At 47.1% G+C, this 17,237-nt stretch carries 20 protein-coding genes and 2 pseudogenes; 2 read left to right on the top strand and 20 right to left on the bottom strand.

Translation table 11 applies throughout. The features are described from left to right. Positions 1 to 5 precede the first annotated feature (5 nt). From folD to MKY41_RS02960, 14 genes are all read right to left on the bottom strand, one after another. Entirely contained in the window at positions 6 to 878 is an 873-nt protein-coding gene (gene folD, locus MKY41_RS03025) for a bifunctional methylenetetrahydrofolate dehydrogenase/methenyltetrahydrofolate cyclohydrolase FolD (RefSeq protein WP_340743636.1), read from the bottom strand. Next, positions 875 to 1,291, bottom strand: coding sequence for a transcription antitermination factor NusB (gene nusB / locus MKY41_RS03020; RefSeq protein ID WP_340743635.1), 417 nt, complete (start codon positions 1,289 to 1,291; stop codon positions 875 to 877). The genes folD and nusB overlap by 4 nt, the downstream gene beginning before the upstream one ends. Before the next feature lie 360 nt (positions 1,292 to 1,651). Next, positions 1,652 to 1,858, bottom strand: coding sequence for a DUF5316 family protein (locus MKY41_RS03015; RefSeq protein WP_340743634.1), 207 nt, complete (start codon positions 1,856 to 1,858; stop codon positions 1,652 to 1,654). Between the two features lie 214 nt (positions 1,859 to 2,072). After that, complete coding sequence (locus MKY41_RS03010) at positions 2,073 to 2,468, bottom strand: Asp23/Gls24 family envelope stress response protein (RefSeq protein ID WP_340743633.1); 396 nt, start codon at positions 2,466 to 2,468, stop codon at positions 2,073 to 2,075. A gap of 17 nt (positions 2,469 to 2,485) precedes the next feature. Continuing rightward, positions 2,486 to 3,832 (bottom strand): acetyl-CoA carboxylase biotin carboxylase subunit, encoded by a 1,347-nt coding sequence (gene accC, locus MKY41_RS03005; protein ID WP_340743632.1) that lies wholly within the window; start codon positions 3,830 to 3,832, stop codon positions 2,486 to 2,488. A gap of 15 nt (positions 3,833 to 3,847) precedes the next feature. After that, on the bottom strand, positions 3,848 to 4,363 hold the full coding sequence (gene accB / locus MKY41_RS03000; RefSeq protein WP_340743631.1) for an acetyl-CoA carboxylase biotin carboxyl carrier protein: 516 nt from the start codon (positions 4,361 to 4,363) through the stop codon (positions 3,848 to 3,850). Between the two features lie 158 nt (positions 4,364 to 4,521). Further along, entirely contained in the window at positions 4,522 to 5,070 is a 549-nt protein-coding gene (locus tag MKY41_RS02995) for a SpoIIIAH-like family protein (protein ID WP_340743630.1), read from the bottom strand. Next, positions 5,057 to 5,518 (bottom strand): hypothetical protein, encoded by a 462-nt coding sequence (locus MKY41_RS02990; RefSeq protein WP_340743629.1) that lies wholly within the window; start codon positions 5,516 to 5,518, stop codon positions 5,057 to 5,059. Before MKY41_RS02990 ends, MKY41_RS02995 begins: the two co-directional genes overlap by 14 nt. A 198-nt stretch (positions 5,519 to 5,716) precedes the next feature. Continuing rightward, on the bottom strand, positions 5,717 to 6,616 hold the full coding sequence (locus MKY41_RS02985) for a stage III sporulation protein AE (protein WP_340743628.1): 900 nt from the start codon (positions 6,614 to 6,616) through the stop codon (positions 5,717 to 5,719). Positions 6,617 to 6,631: 15 nt separating this feature from the next. Continuing rightward, positions 6,632 to 7,030 carry a hypothetical protein gene (locus MKY41_RS02980; RefSeq protein ID WP_340743627.1) on the bottom strand — a complete coding sequence of 133 codons (399 nt, stop codon included), beginning with the start codon at positions 7,028 to 7,030 and terminating at the stop codon, positions 6,632 to 6,634. Beyond that, on the bottom strand, positions 7,009 to 7,218 hold the full coding sequence (locus MKY41_RS02975; protein ID WP_041075081.1) for a SpoIIIAC/SpoIIIAD family protein: 210 nt from the start codon (positions 7,216 to 7,218) through the stop codon (positions 7,009 to 7,011). Before MKY41_RS02975 ends, MKY41_RS02980 begins: the two co-directional genes overlap by 22 nt. Positions 7,219 to 7,405: 187 nt before the next feature. Continuing rightward, on the bottom strand, positions 7,406 to 7,963 hold the full coding sequence (gene efp, locus MKY41_RS02970) for an elongation factor P (RefSeq protein ID WP_340743626.1): 558 nt from the start codon (positions 7,961 to 7,963) through the stop codon (positions 7,406 to 7,408). A 25-nt stretch (positions 7,964 to 7,988) separates the two neighbouring features. Continuing rightward, on the bottom strand, positions 7,989 to 9,047 hold the full coding sequence (locus tag MKY41_RS02965; RefSeq protein ID WP_340743625.1) for a M24 family metallopeptidase: 1,059 nt from the start codon (positions 9,045 to 9,047) through the stop codon (positions 7,989 to 7,991). 276 nt (positions 9,048 to 9,323) lie between these two features. Then, the gene (locus MKY41_RS02960; RefSeq protein ID WP_340743624.1) at positions 9,324 to 9,755 is read right to left on the bottom strand and encodes a hypothetical protein; all 432 of its coding nucleotides are present in this window, start codon (positions 9,753 to 9,755) and stop codon (positions 9,324 to 9,326) included. A 128-nt stretch (positions 9,756 to 9,883) separates the two neighbouring features. Here MKY41_RS02960 and MKY41_RS02955 point away from each other — a divergent pair, with 128 nt between their 5' ends. Then, positions 9,884 to 10,864, top strand: coding sequence for a DUF1385 domain-containing protein (locus tag MKY41_RS02955; protein ID WP_340743623.1), 981 nt, complete (start codon positions 9,884 to 9,886; stop codon positions 10,862 to 10,864). 45 nt (positions 10,865 to 10,909) lie between these two features. Here the strand turns inward: MKY41_RS02955 and MKY41_RS02950 are convergent, their stop codons facing one another. The 6 genes and pseudogenes from MKY41_RS02950 to MKY41_RS02925 all read right to left on the bottom strand — a co-directional run bounded on the left by MKY41_RS02950 (position 10,910) and on the right by MKY41_RS02925 (position 16,675). After that, on the bottom strand, positions 10,910 to 11,368 hold the full coding sequence (locus MKY41_RS02950; RefSeq protein ID WP_340743622.1) for a hypothetical protein: 459 nt from the start codon (positions 11,366 to 11,368) through the stop codon (positions 10,910 to 10,912). Between the two features lie 49 nt (positions 11,369 to 11,417). Next, a complete protein-coding gene (locus tag MKY41_RS02945) occupies positions 11,418 to 11,930 on the bottom strand; it encodes a YcxB family protein (protein WP_340743621.1) in 513 nt (170 codons plus the stop codon). A 65-nt stretch (positions 11,931 to 11,995) separates the two neighbouring features. Further along, positions 11,996 to 13,735 (bottom strand): annotated as a pseudogene (locus MKY41_RS02940) (vitamin B12-dependent ribonucleotide reductase); the annotation flags it as partial. 292 nt (positions 13,736 to 14,027) lie between these two features. After that, positions 14,028 to 14,810, bottom strand: a complete 783-nt coding sequence (locus MKY41_RS02935) for an HNH endonuclease (RefSeq protein ID WP_340743620.1) — start codon at positions 14,808 to 14,810, stop codon at positions 14,028 to 14,030. A gap of 84 nt (positions 14,811 to 14,894) precedes the next feature. Continuing rightward, positions 14,895 to 15,716, bottom strand: a pseudogene (locus MKY41_RS02930) (ribonucleotide reductase N-terminal alpha domain-containing protein); the annotation flags it as partial. A gap of 179 nt (positions 15,717 to 15,895) precedes the next feature. Continuing rightward, entirely contained in the window at positions 15,896 to 16,675 is a 780-nt protein-coding gene (locus MKY41_RS02925; protein WP_340745617.1) for a lipoate--protein ligase family protein, read from the bottom strand. Between the two features lie 178 nt (positions 16,676 to 16,853). Here MKY41_RS02925 and MKY41_RS02920 point away from each other — a divergent pair, with 178 nt between their 5' ends. Then, positions 16,854 to 17,213 (top strand): rhodanese-like domain-containing protein, encoded by a 360-nt coding sequence (locus tag MKY41_RS02920; RefSeq protein WP_445683315.1) that lies wholly within the window; start codon positions 16,854 to 16,856, stop codon positions 17,211 to 17,213. Positions 17,214 to 17,237: the final 24 nt, after the last annotated feature.

The following is a 17,237-nucleotide window of genomic DNA, read 5'->3' as shown; positions in this document are numbered from 1 at the left end:
CGTTATTATGACTGCGGGCATCTTCCCTCAGCGAAAGCCTGTTCCGCACTTTGCAGTGTATTTTTCAAAAGCATCGTGATCGTCATCGGGCCGACACCGCCTGGAACCGGTGTAATGGCGGAAGCTTTTTCCTTGGCCGAATCAAAATCGACGTCTCCGCATAGTTTTCCGTTTTCATCACGGTTCATCCCGACATCGATGACGATAGCCCCGTCTTTGATATATTCATCGGTAATGAATTTAGTCCGGCCGATTGCCACAATCAAAATATCCGCTTGCTTTGTATAAGAAGACAAGTCCACGGTTTTCGAATGGCAATACGTCACCGTGGCATCCCGTTGCAACAGCAATTGCCCCATCGGTTTGCCGACGATATTGCTTCGCCCGACGATGACCGCATGTTTACCGCGGATATCCACTCCTGTACGCTCTAGCAGCTTGATAATCCCATAAGGGGTACAGGAGATAAAAGACTGCTGGCCGATAATCATCTTCCCAACATTCTCCGGATGGAAGCCGTCTACGTCTTTTTCCGGTGCAATCGCACGGATAACGAGATTTTCATCAATATGATCCGGCAATGGCAGTTGGACGAGGATGCCATGGATGGTTGCATCTTCATTCAGTTTTTCCACATGGCCCAATAGTTCTTCTTCGGATACAGTGGCAGGCAACTGGATCAGTTCAGATTTCATGCCTGCTTCCACGCTAGATTTTTGTTTATTTTTCACATATGTATGGGATGCTGAATTGTCACCGACGAGAATGACGGCAAGGCCTGGTTGGCATCCCTTTTCCGTAAGTTCCCGGACTCCTTCTTTTATTTCTTCCCGTATTTCTTTTCCAATTGCAACTCCATCAATCAGTTCGCCAGTCATATTTCATCCTCCAAATCATTACGAGTAGATCTTTCATCGAATTTTGATAAAACCCCGTTTACAAAACGTCCGGACTTTTCATCCCCGAATGTCTTGCATAATTCAACCGCTTCATTGAGAATGACCCGGTGCGGGGCATCGTCGGTAAAAAGCAATTCATAGACGGCGAGCCGCAACACAGTCCTCTCAATCTTCGGAAGCCGTTCCAGTGACCAATTTTCGAGCCTCTCCATAAGGGCTGCGTCGATTTCGGTCTTATGTTGGACCGTTCCGCGAACAAGCTGGTCATAGAAAGGGTTTACCGGACGTTCGGTTATATAATGGATCGCTTCGTCAACGGATAGTTCCATTGTGGTATTATCCAGCTGGAACAGCGTTTGCACCGCTTTTTCCCGCGCTTCTCGTCGTTTCATGTAAATGTCTCCTCCACTGCTGTATCTCTGAAGTTTTATCATACCACATTTCAATGGATGGGATACAGTGTAACAAGCTAGGAAAACAACCTTTCTCATATGCTGTCGCTTCCGACACTTTTCAGGAGCGCGGGTGAGTTGATTGAGCTGCGAATTGAACCCTTTGAAGGTTAGGAAAAATCAAGAAGTCAGTGAGTGGGTTATTAACTTGTTGAATTATTTTAATAAGAACAGATTCAAGAAAATTAGGCTGTCAGACAATAATTAGGGATGGTGTAAAAGGTCTAATTCAGGTATTCAGAGAAACAAGTTACTATGGAGAAATGCTGAATTGCTACAAGTAAAAGTGTCTATAGCTATCTAAAAAATCCATAGGATCGTTGCAATTCCTAAAAAAATAATACCAATTATTCCACTGTACAGGGCAATTCGTTCTCTGAAACCACGGTGTTCTTTTGTCTCTGAATGGAAATTCGCTCTTTGCTCTGCTCCATTAGACCAAGCCCCCAGTGACAAACCCGAAATAACAACAAAAACGATTCCACCTATTATAAAAAAGTTGAACATTCTATTCCTCCTCATCCATCGATAGAAAGAACTATTTCCGATAGAATTTCCAGTTGATTTGACGTGTCAAAAGAATAAATTATAATGATTCTGAATAATTTGAAGCTCATTTATATTTTAACATACATATCCACTTTCAAAAACAGCAGTATTGACCGCCTAAACGAAAGGGCTGTCCCAAAGTCGATTACCGACTTTTGGGACAGCCCTTGGATTATTCCGATTCTTTTTCGAACTCGATACCGGTTATATGGATATTGACCTCTTTCGTTTCAATTGAGGTCATATGGAAGAGTGCATGGCGGATCTGTTTTTGGATTTCCGTCGCCACTGTCGGGATGGAATAGCCATATTGCACAACGCAATAGACATCGACGATCAATCCGTCCCCTGTCCATTCCGTTTTAACGCCCTTGCCATGATTCACTTTCCCGAACTTTTCCGCAACACCGGTGGCAAAGTTCCCCGTCGTGTTAGCTACACCTTCCACTTCGGTCGTTGCAATTCCAATAATCACTTCTAGAACTTCAGGAGCCAGCTGGACGCGTCCCAGCTCGATATTTCCCGTCGAAGCTTTGCCGGCAATCGACGGTACTGCCTTTTCAGCCATCTGGAACCTCCTCCCCATTAGTCCATAATATCGTATTTTTCCAGGAACTTCGTATCGAAATCGCCCGATTTGAACACTTCATGATCCATCAAATTCAAATGGAACGGAATGGTCGTATCGACCCCTTCGATGATGAATTCATCCAACGCACGTTTCATCCGGGCGACCGCTTCTTCCCGCGTATTGCCGTGGACGATCAACTTGGCGACCATCGAATCATAGAACGGCGGTATCGTATAGCCGGGATACATAGCCGAATCGACTCGGACGCCAAAACCGCCAGGCGGCATATACATCGTCACTTTCCCTGGAGACGGCATGAAATTCTTAGATGGATTTTCTGCGTTAATACGGCATTCAATGGCCCATCCGTCAATTTTCACATCATCCTGGCTATAGGCAAGCTCCTCGCCTGCAGCGACTTTCAACTGCTGTTGGATCAAATCGATGCCTGTAATCATTTCAGTGACCGGGTGTTCCACTTGGATTCGTGTATTCATTTCCATGAAATAGAATTTTTGATTAATATGATCGAAAATGAACTCCACTGTCCCGGCTCCGCGATAATTGACGGCTTGTGCAGCTTTGACCGCCGCTTCCCCCATCTGTTCGCGCAGTTCAGGTGTCAATGCAGGCGATGGTGCTTCCTCGACGAGCTTCTGCATCCGTCGTTGAATCGAGCAATCCCGTTCTCCGAGATGGATGGCGTTCCCATATTTATCGGCTAGGACTTGCACTTCTACGTGACGGAACACTTCGATGTATTTTTCCAGGTAAACCCCCGGATTGCCGAAAGCGGCTGCCGCTTCCTTTTGGGTGATCTTGATGCCTTTCACCAATTCGTCTTCATCCCGTGCGACGCGGATCCCTTTTCCTCCACCGCCCGCGGTTGCTTTAATGATGACCGGGAAACCGATTTCATTTGCGACTTTCAACGCTTCTTGTTCGTCCGCGACGATACCATCCGATCCCGGGACAATCGGCACGCCCGCTTGTTCCATCGTGTCACGGGCAACATCTTTCGTTCCCATGCGGGAAATTGCATCCGACGTCGGACCGATGAATTCAATATTCACTTCTTCGCAAAGCTCGGCAAAACTTGCATTTTCCGCAAGGAACCCGTAGCCGGGATGAATGCCGTCACAACCTGTCAGTTTGGCAACACTGATGATATTCGAAAAATTCAAGTAACTGTCTTTCGATAAGCGAGGGCCGATGCAATACGCCTCATCCGCCAGTTCGACATGCAGCGCCTCTGCATCTGCTTCCGAATAGACAGCGACCGTTTTGATGTCGAGTTCTTTACAAGCGCGGATAATCCGGACAGCGATTTCCCCACGGTTTGCGATTAATACTTTTTTCATAGGTCGGAATCCTCCTTAATTCGTTTTGACGAGGAAAAGAGGTTGTCCGTATTCAACGAGCTGGCCGTCTTTTACAAGGATTTCAACGATTTCCCCTGAAACTTCCGCTTCGATTTCATTGAATAATTTCATCGCTTCGACGATGCAAACGATGGATTCTGGGTCCACTTTGTCGCCAGCCTTGACATAAGCAGGCGCGTCAGGTGAAGATGCAGAATAGAATGTGCCGACCATTGGAGATATGATTTTATGCAGATCAGCGTTATCCGCAGTTTCAGCAGCCGGAGCTGGTGATTGCGGCTCTTCCTGCTTGACGGCAGGAGCCGGTTCAGCTTGTACTTGCGGCAAGGTTGCTTGCGGCTGTTGGACTAGAACCGTCGCTGCAGGTTCTGGTACCGCCATAACTGTCGGTTGCGTGTCGCCGCCTTTTTTCAATTTGATTTTAGTGCCTTCTGCTTCGTAAGAAAATGTTTCAATGGATGACTGATCGATGAGTTTAATGATTTCACGGATTTCTTGGATTTTCAACATGAATGATTCTCCTTACCTTCATTTTAATTACACCCATCCTCCATTTTAGACGTTTTAGCTTCATAATGAAATAGCAAACCCTCATTTAACTCAATCTTCACCCTAAATGGCCTAATTTCGGTCTTGGAAATAAAAAAAGACCCTTTCCAGGGCCTATATCATTGGGTGCCTCCCGTGAAGTCGACTTGCACATCACGCGCGTCATCCCAACTCGTCATCACATGATGAATAATTTGGTCCGCCATCTGCTTGGAGTGGCCTTCCGTAGACAGGACAGTCACTTTCACTTTCCCGTCTTCCGTCCGGACAAATGCGTCGGGATAGCCGAATGCTTTGATCTCCATCTCCAGCAGTGCTTCCGCCGTAGAGCGTTTCATCAATTCAGCCATCTCATCGTACGCCGAATTCTTCTCTTCTGCCGTAAAATCGGAGGATGTCATTTTCGTTTCCAGTTGCTCGTGCATCTTGCTCCGTTCATTGCGGACTTCCATCCGCATCTCCTCAAAGAGGACGAGTTCGGCAAAAACCGGTTTCGTTTCATCCGCAGCCGTCTCCTCCGTCAGCTTGGTGGCATCGGTTGTCTCTTTCGTAAAGATGGCCATCCCGTCGAACGGCATCGGCGCTCGTTCTTTTACATAGTAAATGGAGATGACGGCGACCAAGCTAAGCAATGTCAAAAACCAGACTGTTCTCTTATTCGTTTTCATTCGTACTCCCCCTTTTCTTCATTTCAACGATGACGATGCGATGTTCTGGCAACTGGAGGACAGCCGATAGGATCCTCGATAGTTCACTACGGAGTTTGAAATCTTCAGCACCTTCCGCGATGACTAAAATGCCTTGCAATTCACTTCCTTTTTTTCCCGACGTCCCGGAAAGGGAGAAATAATCGGTCAGAGGAGCGGATGTCCCATTGTTGTCATGATGGAAGTAGATCGACACTTCCCCGATCCCTTCGATTTCCATCAGCACCTCTTCTAGCGTAGAAATTTCTTTGCTCTCCTCCTTCCCCTCCCCGATCCCGCCAAGTTTTGGATTGATGAGAAAGATGACGAAGATCATAAAGGTCCCGAGAAGAATGGTCTGCAATTTTTTCGATGGTTTCTTCATAATCTCACCATTTTCATTCATTGAGCCTGTTGTATGACCTGTCATCAATGATCCATTTTATGCTCCTTTAGAGGAACCTATGACCAAATATCGAAAAGAACGATTGAAGAATCCAGATACCGACCGCAATTTTAATGAGCGGAATAAATTCCTCTTCTTTATCGTCAGGCAATAACAAAAGGAGAAAGGACGAGAAAACGGAAATCAATAAAATGCCAATCAGAAAGATTCCATGGGCCGACCTCATTTCATCGTAGTGAATAATTTGATGAAGACGATGGACAACAGGGATGTGTAGATGAAGGCAAACGAGATGAGAAACGATACAGCGCATAGGACAAACAACGTTTTCCCGATATCATCCAAAATACCGGCAATATCCTCATCGGCAAACGGTTCGATCATTGCCGCAGTCCACCGATAAAAAAAGGCGACGATAAGTGTCTTAAGGGATGGAACGAGCGCGACGGTCCAAACCGTGACCATCATCCATCCCCCCGCAAAGACACTGGCCCCCGACGAATACCGACCCATCGTCCCGATTGTATCGGTCATGAAGGAACCGATGAGAGGGATATTCTGGCGAATCAATTCCTTCACTGGTTCACTTGTCAAACCGGAAATTGCCCAAGACATCGTTCCACCGGCTGTGATGAAAATTGAATAGGTCGCTACCGTCGCCGAAACTACAGCGAGAAGAGTTGTCCGCACCATATCTGCCATCCGGGTGAACGGGACATCGGGAAGCAATCGCGAGATCAGATCAAACAGGAAGGTCGCTGTCAATAAGGGAATCAATAGACGTTCCGCCAAAAGAACCGCTCCGTTAGCAAACAGCAGCATGGCCGGCTGGAAATTGAGCAAGCCGAATGCCCCGCCCGCCATCACCATACCTGCCGTCAACACGGGATAGATCGAAATGAAAATCATGGAAATCGAACGAGCGATCTCCCGGATTAAATCGAGATGACTGATAGCCGGTTGCAAGGCAACGCTGACAATTAGGATGATGAGCAGGATCCTCGTCCATTTTGAAAAGGAAGGAAACAAAAAGTCGGCCATTAATGCCATGAAAGCCGAAATAATAATGATGGCGAAACTGGACAGGACCGTTCCCAGTATAGTTTCGATGAATGCAATCATGGAGGCATCGTCCGATCATTTAGAAATGAGTGAAGTCAGTATTTCGATTAAACTGGATGTCTGTGGAATCCATAACGTCAAGATCGCTAGTTTAACCACGAAATGGGATAGTGCCGCCAGTGAACGGTAGCCCGCTTCTTCAATATGGCGCGCAATCAGATCCGAAAGAAAAAAAAGGATTGCACTGCCGATCAGCAACTTGGCGAACGGATCGGGAAGCGGTTGGAATAATTGGATATAGGTCTTAGTAAACGGAATGATGATGACGAGAAGCGCTTGGAATAAAAAGAAGAAAAACAGCACCGTATATAACAGCGGATGGAGTTTCGGTACAGCGAACGACAAGAGCAGCAGGACAAGAAACACAAGAATGACATAAAATAAGGTGGCCATCAAACCGACATCGACAGCCATTGGAAAAATTCCACGATTTCCGTAAAAAAGATTTTTAGGAACCGCAGCATTTCGGCTGTAATATAAAGATAGGCGAGAAGGAACAGGAAAAAGGAGAACTCCTTCTTGCCGGTTTGTTCGAAGAAGATATGAAGGATGCCGATCACAAGCCCAATCCCGGCAATCCGTAGCAAGTCATTCAATTCCATCCGGTACTCCCCCCATTGCCTTATCCTATGAAGAGTTTTCGTGGACTAGAACAGAACAAAAGCGCCCGGAGTCTGGCCGAAAACGCACCCGGCTGGAAAGTTATCCGCATGCCAAGATTTCACAATTTCCCAAGCAACAAAAAAACACCCCTCATCCCAGTTGGGAAAGGAGTGTTCAAAGGGCGGTTTACGCACGCGAGACATATTCGCCTTCTTCGGTGTTGATGATCAGCTTATCACCCGTGTTGACGAAGAATGGCACTTGAACGATGAGGCCGGTTTCCATTTTAGCCGGTTTGGAGCCGCCGCTCGCCGTATCGCCTTTGATGCCCGGTTCCGTCTCGATGACTTCGAGTGTCACCGTGACAGGCAGTTCGACACCAAGAACTTCATCTTTATAGGAGATGATATGGACTTCCATATTTTCTTTCAAATATTTCAATTCTTCCTCGATTTGTTTGGAAGGCAATTCGATCTGTTCATAGGATTCATTGTCCATGAATACATGGTCATCCCCGTTGGCATACAAGTATTGCATACGCCGGTTGTCGATCTGCGCTTTTTCCACTTTCTCTCCCGCACGGAATGTCTTTTCATTGACGTTACCGGAACGGAGGTTACGCAATTTCGAACGGACGAAAGCCGCTCCTTTTCCCGGTTTTACGTGTTGGAAATCGATGACGCGCCAGATGTCGCCGTCAAATTCAATGGTCAGGCCAGTTTTAAATTCGTTTACTGAAATCATTATGATTCCTCCATTTGTTTAATAGTTATAAGATGAGAAGTTGTTTGGTGGAATGCGTCAGTCGTTCATTGCCCGTCTCCGTTATGATGATATCATCCTCGATCCGGACGCCTCCGATGCCGGGCAGATAAATTCCCGGTTCCACCGTGACGGCCATATTCGGTTGGAGCACTGCTTCCGAACGGAAGGAAAGAGTAGGCCCTTCATGCACTTCAAGACCAATACCATGGCCAGTTGAATGGCCGAACGCCTCGCCATACCCTTTGGATATAATATAATCCCGGGCGATGGCATCCGCTTCAATCCCCGTCATCCCCGGCTTGATATTTCGCAATGCCAGTTCCTGTGCCGCCAATGTGATGTCGTAAATTTCTTTCATTTTAACGGAAGGCTCTCCAACAGCGATAGTACGGGTAATATCAGATATATACCCATTATAGTACGCACCGTAATCCAACGTCACGAGTTCTCCCGATTCGATCACTTTATCTGATGCCACGCCGTGAGGCAAGGCCCCACGCGGCCCGGATGCGACAATCGTGTCAAAAGAGGACGACGTGGCGCCGAGCTTGCGCATGAAAAACTCCAGTTCATTGGAGACTGCGAGTTCGGTCATACCTGGTTTGATGAATTTGCAAATATGGGTAAATGCTTCATCTGCGATGTCGGCCGCTTTTTTCAAAATGGCGATTTCAGCTTCCGTTTTGATCAGCCGCAGCTTCTCCACAACGCCGGATACCGGTTTCAGCTCCGCTTCGACTTGTTGATTGTATAATTCGAACATGCCGTATGTGAGATCGTCCTTTTCAAATCCCATTGTCTGTAAGTTCATCAACTTCGCCTGATTGGCCACTTCGCCGATTACTGTTTTCGAGTGTTGGACAATGCGGTACCCTTCCACCTGCTTTTCCGCTTGCTCCATATATCGGAAATCTGTGATAAAAACAGCATCCTCCGCCGAAACGACGGCGACCCCGGCTGTGCCTGTAAAGCCGGTCAAATAACGCCGATTATACGGATTCGTGATGAGCAACGCATCGAGTTTCTGCTCTTTAAGAAGTTCACGCAGTTTCGTCAATTTCACGTTTGCATACCCCTTTTCTCCTAATCTCCAGATCCGGCGAGTCTCTTGCTATGTATATCGGCAATCGGGACTGAAACGCCAGCCGCAAGATCTGTAACCAGCCATCATCCCTGCCGTTATTTACAGTGCCTTGTTCCATGGTCAAGTTTTCCAGATGTCGACTCCGCGTCCAGGTTGTTTGGAAGGGACCTGACTTAGACAGAGGCAAACGCTCACACGCCGCCCCATTCCTACCTTTTCCTTTTTCATTTTAACACATCCGAAATCGGTGGCAACTCATTTCGTATCATGAGCTGAAAGTTTCTTCATCACGACCGCCGTTTCCGTAATAAATCGGATGATGATGGCCATGACCGCGAAAAACGGAATGGACACCGATTGGACTGCTTTTTTTAACGTCTCTGGCGTACCGATGCTCCACTCGATCGAAATCACTACAATAATTCCGATCAGGAGTGCAGTAACCACGGTCGGAATGGAAGTAGTAAAGGAAACAGCGATATACAGGATCATGTAAGAAATGAGTAGAATTAGGAACAGCAAAGCCCATTTTATGAAAGGATGGGCGCCTTCCGAGAAAAAAACCCATCCTTTCGCCCATCCGACGGGCGACCATTCGATGAAATTGAAAAAATGAAGAAATTTAAGTGCAAACGCCGTGCCAAGAGCCGCGATGAATGAAGTCCAAAAGAATGTTTGATTGATCATACCTTCCCTCCTCTCCAAAGTGTCGGGCGGAACCAAACTTTTTAAACCTATTTGTGGAGAGAGCCTGTTTTTTTTAGTACAATGAAAACAGTTCGGAAACTGATAGGAAAGAAAGTGTGGGTAACTATATGGGAAAATCACAACAGCCTCCCGCTTACGGGGGACAGGCATTGATAGAAGGGGTCATGTTTGGGGGCAAGAAGGACACCATTACGGCCATCCGGCGAAAGGACGGTTCCATTGACTACTTTCATGTACCGAAAGAACAAAAGCCCTTTGCGGCGAAGTTGAAAAAAGTTCCTTTTCTCCGCGGGATTGTTGCGTTGATCGAGTCGGCGGGTATCGGATCACGCCATCTGACATTTTCCAGCGAGCGCTATGACCTTATGCCTGGAGAAGAAGAGGAAGTCGTCGCGGAAGAACCTTCCAAATTAGCGATGGTCCTTGGCGTCGCCGCGGTCGGTGTGTTATCTTTCCTATTCGGAAAATTTGTATTTACGTTAGTTCCTGTTTTTCTGGCAGAACTGATGCAGCCGATCGCATCCGGCAAGACAGCTCAAATTCTTTTAGAGAGCTTGTTCAAACTGATTTTATTGCTGACGTACATTTCGCTAATTTCCATGACGCCGCTCATCAAACGAGTCTTTCAATATCACGGGGCGGAACATAAAGTCATCAACGCGTATGAAAACCGTATGCCGCTGACTGTCGAAAACGTCCAAGCCCAATCCAGGCTGCACTATCGATGCGGAAGCAGTTTTATTTTGTTTACGGTCATTGTCGGGATGTTCATCTACTTCCTTGTGCCGACCGATCCGTTCTGGCTGCGCGTCGTAAACCGGATTCTATTGATCCCGGTTGTGCTTGGCATCTCGTTTGAAGTGTTACAAGTGACGAACATGGTCCGCAGCGTGCCCGTTTTGAAATATTTGGGCTATCCGGGTTTATGGCTTCAACTGTTGACAACAAAAGAACCGGATGACAGCCAAGTCGAAGTGGCGATCGCTTCGTTCGAGAAATTGCTCGAAGTCGAAGAGCATGGCGTGGAAGTGTTGGAAAAGCCCGAGTTGGACATGGCAGCCGATTCGGACACGGTAATATTGAATTAACATAAAGAAAAAGAGCGGAACCCTTTGGGCGACGCTCTTTTTCATTTACTGCACTTCAATTTTAAAAGCATAGAACGCATCGCCGTGTGAAAGGTTCTCATCTTCTTCATCCATCCACCAAGCTCCGATGGAATAATAATAAATTCCAGGTTCCGTCGGCGCCGGGAATTGATTGTCCTTCGCCGGCACTTCTATTTGGTTCCCGTCCGCGAACTGTTCGACGTGAATAGCAGACGGTCCAGGACGGTGATCGACTTCAAACGAGATCGTCTCACCCGGCTTTGCGGAAATCGGCTCCGTCTCCCCGAGCATCTCCACCGGACCGACCGTGTCCACACATTTCGTCCCCCAGCAATACGTACCGAGCTTCGTTGCGTATGTGTCATCGCCAATCTGGATGGACGTTTCCGGCGGTTCACCCATTGGCAACGGCGGTAGCTTTCCTGAACAACCGAATAATCCCGTCAGCAGGAGAACAGCCATTGCAAATCCCTTATAGTTCATATCCTTTGCCCCCTCATGATAAGAGGTAGACGGACTGGAGGGCGGAAAGTTACAGTCCGATCCGGGATCGCAAATAGGATTTCGCCCCCTCCGGGTCTTCCAGTTCCCGTTTCGGCAAGATGTAGGCGCTGACCGCGCTATTATAAAGATAGAAATAATGGGCATCCTCTTTGAACTCTTTGATTCCCGACCAGGATAGCTTCGTTTCGCCATTGCTGGTGGAATCGGAAAGACCTTCCTCCGACAAGCTCATCGTATGGTCACCGAGTAAACCGTCGTTCTTTCCCTCTCGGATCATCTTTTTCGCATTTCGCTTGATCAAATGATAAAAATACTTCGGGTAAAATAAAATCCATAGAACGCTCAACACACCGAATGTCGACAACGAAATCGGAAGCGGAATCTCACCTATCCTGGAAAAAAGAAATGCGACCGCGATAAAGAGAATCGGTGAAACGATACGCTGCATCATCAATGGCCGGGTGGCCGCCTTCGAATGACGGCTATGGTACAGATTGAAATTCACAAAATCCTCTTCGGTTAAATGATAATGAATTTTCATGGCAACCCCCGTAGTTGATTCATAGAAAAAGTGCCGCCCGCAAGCGACACTTTTTTCACTATTGATTATAGACCACATTTCAATTGAGCTTGGCAATTCGTACATGTATTGCAGCCGCCCATTTCCTCGACCGTCCCTTGTCGGCAGACCGGGCAGGTGTTCCCGACTTCAGAGCCGATTGTGACATTCGTGGAGCGCAAGTCTTGGATTGTATTGACGAGGACGATTTTCCGTTGTTCGACAACCTCTTCCACATAATCGGAATCGATTTCGTTCTCTTCCGCCTTCAATGTCAGCACTTGAGAATCCCGGCTGCCGTCCACGTAAACCGTGCCGCCTTTCGCGCCGCCTTTGTACAGGCGTTCGTAGACGCTTTCGACCTGTTCAACCGTATAGCCGCGTGGTGCATTCACCGTTTTCGAGATCGAGCTGTCGATCCAGCGCTGGATGATGCACTGGACATCCGCATGTGCTTCCGGCGCTAGGCTCATCGACGAAATGAACCAGTCCGGCAGGTTGTCCGGATCCGCTTCCGGATTCCGTTTCAAATACTCTTCCACGATTTCCGCTTTCACTTCGATGAACTTACCGAGACGTCCGCTCCGGTAGTACGTGAAGGAGAAATATGGTTCAAGGCCGGTACTGACGCCAACCATCGTTCCAGTGCTCCCCGTTGGAGCAACAGTTAGTAGATGGGAGTTCCGGATACCGTGTTCCAGGACCGCCTGCCGGATATCTTCCGGCATTTTTTTCATATAGCCAGTATTGATAAACGCTTCACGCAAGCTCCGTGTTTCTTCTTCCGTCTTGCCGATGAGGAACGGGAAGCTTCCCTTCTCTTTCGCCAGTTCGATCGATTCGCGATAGGCTGTCGTCGCAATCGTTTCGAACACTTTATCAACGAGTTCATTGCCCTCTTGGGAGCCATATTGTTTCTCGCAATAGATAAGAAGGTCTGCAAGCCCCATGACACCGAGACCTATACGGCGCTCCCCGAGTGCTTGTACTTTATTCTCTTCTAAGAAGTATGGTGTCGCATCGATGACGTTATCCTGCATGCGGACACCGACTCGGACCGTGTCAATCAGTTTCTCGTAATTGACCGTTTTTGTTTCTTTATCGGCCATTTCAGCAAGGTTGACGGCAGCTAAATTACAGACACTGTATGGCGCCAAAGGTTGCTCCCCACATGGGTTTGTAGCCACGACTTGCTGGCCATACGCTTTGGCATTCGTTTCGCCGTTGGCATTGTCGATGAAGAAGATGCCAGGTTCTGCAGAATAGGTCGCGCAAATATTGATGAGATCCCAAAGCGCACGGGCTTTCATCGTCCGGTAGACGCGAACTTCATGGCCTTGGCGTTCCCATTCGCGGACGTCTCCTACTTCATGCCACTCTTCGTTGTAGACTTCCATTTCTTCCGGTGAATATTTCTCCACCGCCGGGAAGCGTAACTGATGTTCCCCATCCTCTTCGACCGCCTTCATGAAATCGTCGGTCAAGGTGACAGAGATATTCGCACCCGTTAGGAATTCTGGATTGTGGACAGAATACGTTCCTCCGTCGCGCAGCTTCGTTTCCGCGTCCCGAAGGATAGCTTCGTTGAAACCGCCCATGCCAGGGATGGTCCGATAGTTCAGGATTCCTTGATACATCGCTTCTTCCTGCGCTGTCAGCGGTTTGAATTTCAGTTTTTCGTTCGCTAGTTTCTTGATGAGTTCATCTTCCGTATTTTCCAATAAATAGCGTAAAATACGCGGATTTTGCATTTTCGAGATGATGAACTCACAAATGTCAGGATGCCACCCAAATACCGTCCTTTTCAGGATATTTCTCTGCAAGCAGCAGACGGAGTAGACTATATCATCACCCTCAGCGTTATCTGTTAGGGGTCGGGCGCTTCGGAAAGAACTGTATCTTCCCTACTCTACTTCCATTCCCTATGAATGTTTTCGATAGTCGTTGAACCTTCACCTTTTGCGGTGCTTGGCTGCGGATTGTCCAATGCCATTAATTTTTAAGCATTCACGCCCACCGTTTCCGGTCACGTTGTAGCTTAATGGCCTCTAAGGAGTTCTTCGCAATTCACCCGATTTTCTAGTCGCCCATTGTCTGGACGACGCGGACTAGCATTGTTATAAACTGTTCTTCTCTTCCATAGGTTTTTTCGTGGCATGGCTTACACAAGGTAATTCCGTTAGAAGTTTCAAACTGGATTTGAGGATACTTTTTCTTGGGATAAATATGGTGCGCCGCAATATCTCTTGATTGAGAATAACATCCAGGCATTTTACACCTATATCCATCTCTTTTATAAACTTTCATTCTCCAGTGCTTATATTCGGCAGAATCAGTAATTCTATCTGGAACAACTCGATTTTCCTCAAGATAATTTTTAAAGCAAACTTGATTACAGAAGTTATTTCGGTATTTTTTAAAGGACGATAAAACCAATTCTATTTTGAGTTGACAATAAGTACACTTTGTCATAACTCTTTTCCGCTGACGGGATTGGCGGATTTTTAACAAAGATTCTTCACCATGTTTCGTCCCTCTTCGCGGCTCACCCTTGTCGATATCTTGATGACCTCTAACCGGCCAACCATAATGTAGGATGCGACTTAAAATAGTGGTGTAACTTACTCCAACTTCATTGGCGATGACTGTATATCCCTTTTCAAGCACCATGTATTGATGGTATAACCAGTCTTTATCGTCATATGGTTGATCTGTAAGTTTAATTGGCCTTTTACGTATCCCGAATCTTCTAAGTTTACCTTTAATTTGATCTTTAGTGAATTGAGTCTCCGCTGATATTTGACTTACTGTTGCCCTTTCTACTACGTAACGTTGATAGAGATACTCGTGTGTAAGTTCCATAAGCAGCCCCCTATAAGAACATTTGTTTCTATTATAGAGGTTTTGTATGTTATTTGGAAGTTAGAACAGTAATCAATATTTTTAATCCGCTAACATGATCATTTGAGCGCCACGTCTCGATCCACCTTGTTCCACAAGATGAGTCAATTTCGCAATATCATCGAGCCAAGAGACCGATCCGGATGATTTCCCATTCACGCCTCTTGCCAGCGTGTTGCGCGGGCGCAATGTCGAACCGTTCGTTCCGACACCGCCGCCCCGGCTCATGATTTCCATCACTTGCTTGCGGTGGTCGGAGATGCCTTCGCGCGAGTCAGCGACAAACGGCATGACGTAACAGTTGAAGAACGTTACTTCCGTTTCCGATCCTGCCCCATAAAGAACTCGTCCAGCCGGGATGAAATTTAGACCAGCCAACTCTTGATAGAACCGATCAAAGGATTGTTTCTGCCCTTCCTCTGTCGTTTCAACTGAGGCGAGCCCGGATGCGTTCCGCTTGGCAATCTGTTCATAGAACACTTCCAGCGGCTTTTCAATGACATCAAGCGGTCTGGTAACAATCCCCTTCTCTTGTTCCTCCGGATCGTCAATCGCAGAGCGATACTCCTTTTCCACCCAAATATCAGCTTTGCCTTCCTCTCGATCCAAGGAAGCGACATAACCGAGGCCACGTGCAGGGAATTTCGGGTCTTCCTTGACAGTCAGCACAACAAAATCCCCGACTTTCAACGTCTTTTTCTCCGTGTCCTTGAATGAATACCGATCGATCATGACGAGGCGGGAAACCCCGCTATGCTCAATTTTCATATCGTCCGTGACTGGATGGACTTGCGGGAAATTCTCGATATCTGCGTTCAACTGCGACTTGTTCAAACTAGGTTCTTGTTGATTTGAAACCATTACCATTAACGGATCCTCCTTTAGCAACGTCTAACGAAACACAACATGTTGTGTTATGTATATACCTAATCTACAACATATTGAAACTCGCTTCAATCAAAATAATTTGCTGTTAATTTCCAAACATGATGGATCCGGCATTTTCCTTGCTTCTATTTCGTAAAATAGAACCAAAGTTCTATCGGTCATTTCCGGAATGTCCAGTCGTCATTCGCATACTTTTTCCGTTCGATGGCTTCTACATAGTCCAGTTGCTCCGCCGTCAATTCCAGCGGTTGCAATTGGATATGGAGCGCCTTTTCAAAACCTGCTGAAAAGGCCTTCACACACTCTTCGACCGTTACGGGACGGTCCATCAACCGATCGATCGCCACCGCTTTTTCCGGCAGGCCGATGCGCACCAGCTCCCGATGTTCTTCCGATCTGTATTTGAAAAGCGAAATAAGCTTCTCTTCATCCAAGCTGATTAAAATCGCCCCATGCTGCAAGATGACACCCTTTTGCCGCGTTTGTGCGCTTCCTGCCACTTTCCGGCCTTCCACGACGAGTTCATACCAACTAGGTGCGTCAAAGCAGACGGCACTTTTCGGTTTTTTCAAATCCGCCCTGGACTTTTCGGTATCCGGTATGGAAAACTCTGCTGCCAACCCCAGGTTTCGGAACCCTTCCAACAGACCGCCCGAAATGACGCGGTATGCTTCCGTGACGGTTTCCGGCATGTCCGGATACGATTCGCTGACAATCACACTATATGTAAGTTCATGCTCGTGGAGGACCCCCCGGCCGCCGGTAGGTCGTCTGACAAAACCAAGACCCAGCTTCTTCACCTGATCCATATCAATCTCTTTTTCGACCCGCTGAAAGTACCCGATCGACAAGGTGGCAGGCTCCCATTCATAAAAGCGAAGAACCGGTCCGATTTTCCCTTCACTATGCCATTCCAACAGCGCTTCATCGAGCGCCATATTGAAGGATGGCGTGCATTTCCCTGAATTAATAAAATTCCATACAATCTTTTCCAATAGAATCCCCTCCCATTGCAACGCATTTCATTTTATCATCCTCATTGAACAAGTGCCAATAAATCTTTATAATGAATACGGAGAGAGAAAGGAGAAAGGGCTAGTGGAATTAACTGTATTAATCGCATTGGCAGCCGGTCTGATCATTTATTTCATCGTGACGGCAATCCGGCTTCGCAAAGCGGTCACCGATTTGACACAAGAGCAATTCATTGAAGGCTATCGTAAAGCACAATTGATCGATGTGAGGGAACCGAAAGATTTTGATGCAGGCCATATTTTAGGGGCGCGCAATATTCCATATACTCAGTTCCGCCAACGTTACAAGGAAATCCGTCCGGACAAGCGGGTGTTCCTATATGATCAAAATGGTGGAAAAAGTGCTCGGGCGGCTTTATTCCTTAAGAAAAAAGGATATGACCAACTGTTCCATTTGCAAGGTGGCTTCCGTCAATGGACAGGTAAGATCAAAAGCAAGTGATGGAAAAAAGTTCTTCTCAGGAGG

The sequence above is a fragment of the Sporosarcina sp. FSL W7-1349 genome (assembly GCF_038003045.1).
GTDB lineage: Bacteria > Bacillota > Bacilli > Bacillales_A > Planococcaceae > Sporosarcina.
This window is presented reverse-complemented; position numbering and strand designations above follow the sequence as displayed.

Coding starts and splice junctions, on each gene's coding strand:
- folD (WP_340743636.1), bottom strand. CDS start 878: ATGACTGGCGAACTGATTGATGGAGTTGCAATTGGAAAAGAAATACGG.
- nusB (WP_340743635.1), bottom strand. CDS start 1,291: ATGAAACGACGAGAAGCGCGGGAAAAAGCGGTGCAAACGCTGTTCCAG.
- MKY41_RS03015 (WP_340743634.1), bottom strand. CDS start 1,858: ATGTTCAACTTTTTTATAATAGGTGGAATCGTTTTTGTTGTTATTTCG.
- MKY41_RS03010 (WP_340743633.1), bottom strand. CDS start 2,468: ATGGCTGAAAAGGCAGTACCGTCGATTGCCGGCAAAGCTTCGACGGGA.
- accC (WP_340743632.1), bottom strand. CDS start 3,832: ATGAAAAAAGTATTAATCGCAAACCGTGGGGAAATCGCTGTCCGGATT.
- accB (WP_340743631.1), bottom strand. CDS start 4,363: ATGTTGAAAATCCAAGAAATCCGTGAAATCATTAAACTCATCGATCAG.
- MKY41_RS02995 (WP_340743630.1), bottom strand. CDS start 5,070: ATGAAAACGAATAAGAGAACAGTCTGGTTTTTGACATTGCTTAGCTTG.
- MKY41_RS02990 (WP_340743629.1), bottom strand. CDS start 5,518: ATGACAGGTCATACAACAGGCTCAATGAATGAAAATGGTGAGATTATG.
- MKY41_RS02985 (WP_340743628.1), bottom strand. CDS start 6,616: ATGATTGCATTCATCGAAACTATACTGGGAACGGTCCTGTCCAGTTTC.
- MKY41_RS02980 (WP_340743627.1), bottom strand. CDS start 7,030: ATGGCTGTCGATGTCGGTTTGATGGCCACCTTATTTTATGTCATTCTT.
- MKY41_RS02975 (WP_041075081.1), bottom strand. CDS start 7,218: ATGGAATTGAATGACTTGCTACGGATTGCCGGGATTGGGCTTGTGATC.
- efp (WP_340743626.1), bottom strand. CDS start 7,963: ATGATTTCAGTAAACGAATTTAAAACTGGCCTGACCATTGAATTTGAC.
- MKY41_RS02960 (WP_340743624.1), bottom strand. CDS start 9,755: ATGATCAATCAAACATTCTTTTGGACTTCATTCATCGCGGCTCTTGGC.
- MKY41_RS02955 (WP_340743623.1), top strand. CDS start 9,884: ATGGGAAAATCACAACAGCCTCCCGCTTACGGGGGACAGGCATTGATA.
- MKY41_RS02950 (WP_340743622.1), bottom strand. CDS start 11,368: ATGAACTATAAGGGATTTGCAATGGCTGTTCTCCTGCTGACGGGATTA.
- MKY41_RS02945 (WP_340743621.1), bottom strand. CDS start 11,930: ATGAAAATTCATTATCATTTAACCGAAGAGGATTTTGTGAATTTCAAT.
- MKY41_RS02935 (WP_340743620.1), bottom strand. CDS start 14,810: ATGGAACTTACACACGAGTATCTCTATCAACGTTACGTAGTAGAAAGG.
- MKY41_RS02925 (WP_340745617.1), bottom strand. CDS start 16,675: ATGGCGCTCGATGAAGCGCTGTTGGAATGGCATAGTGAAGGGAAAATC.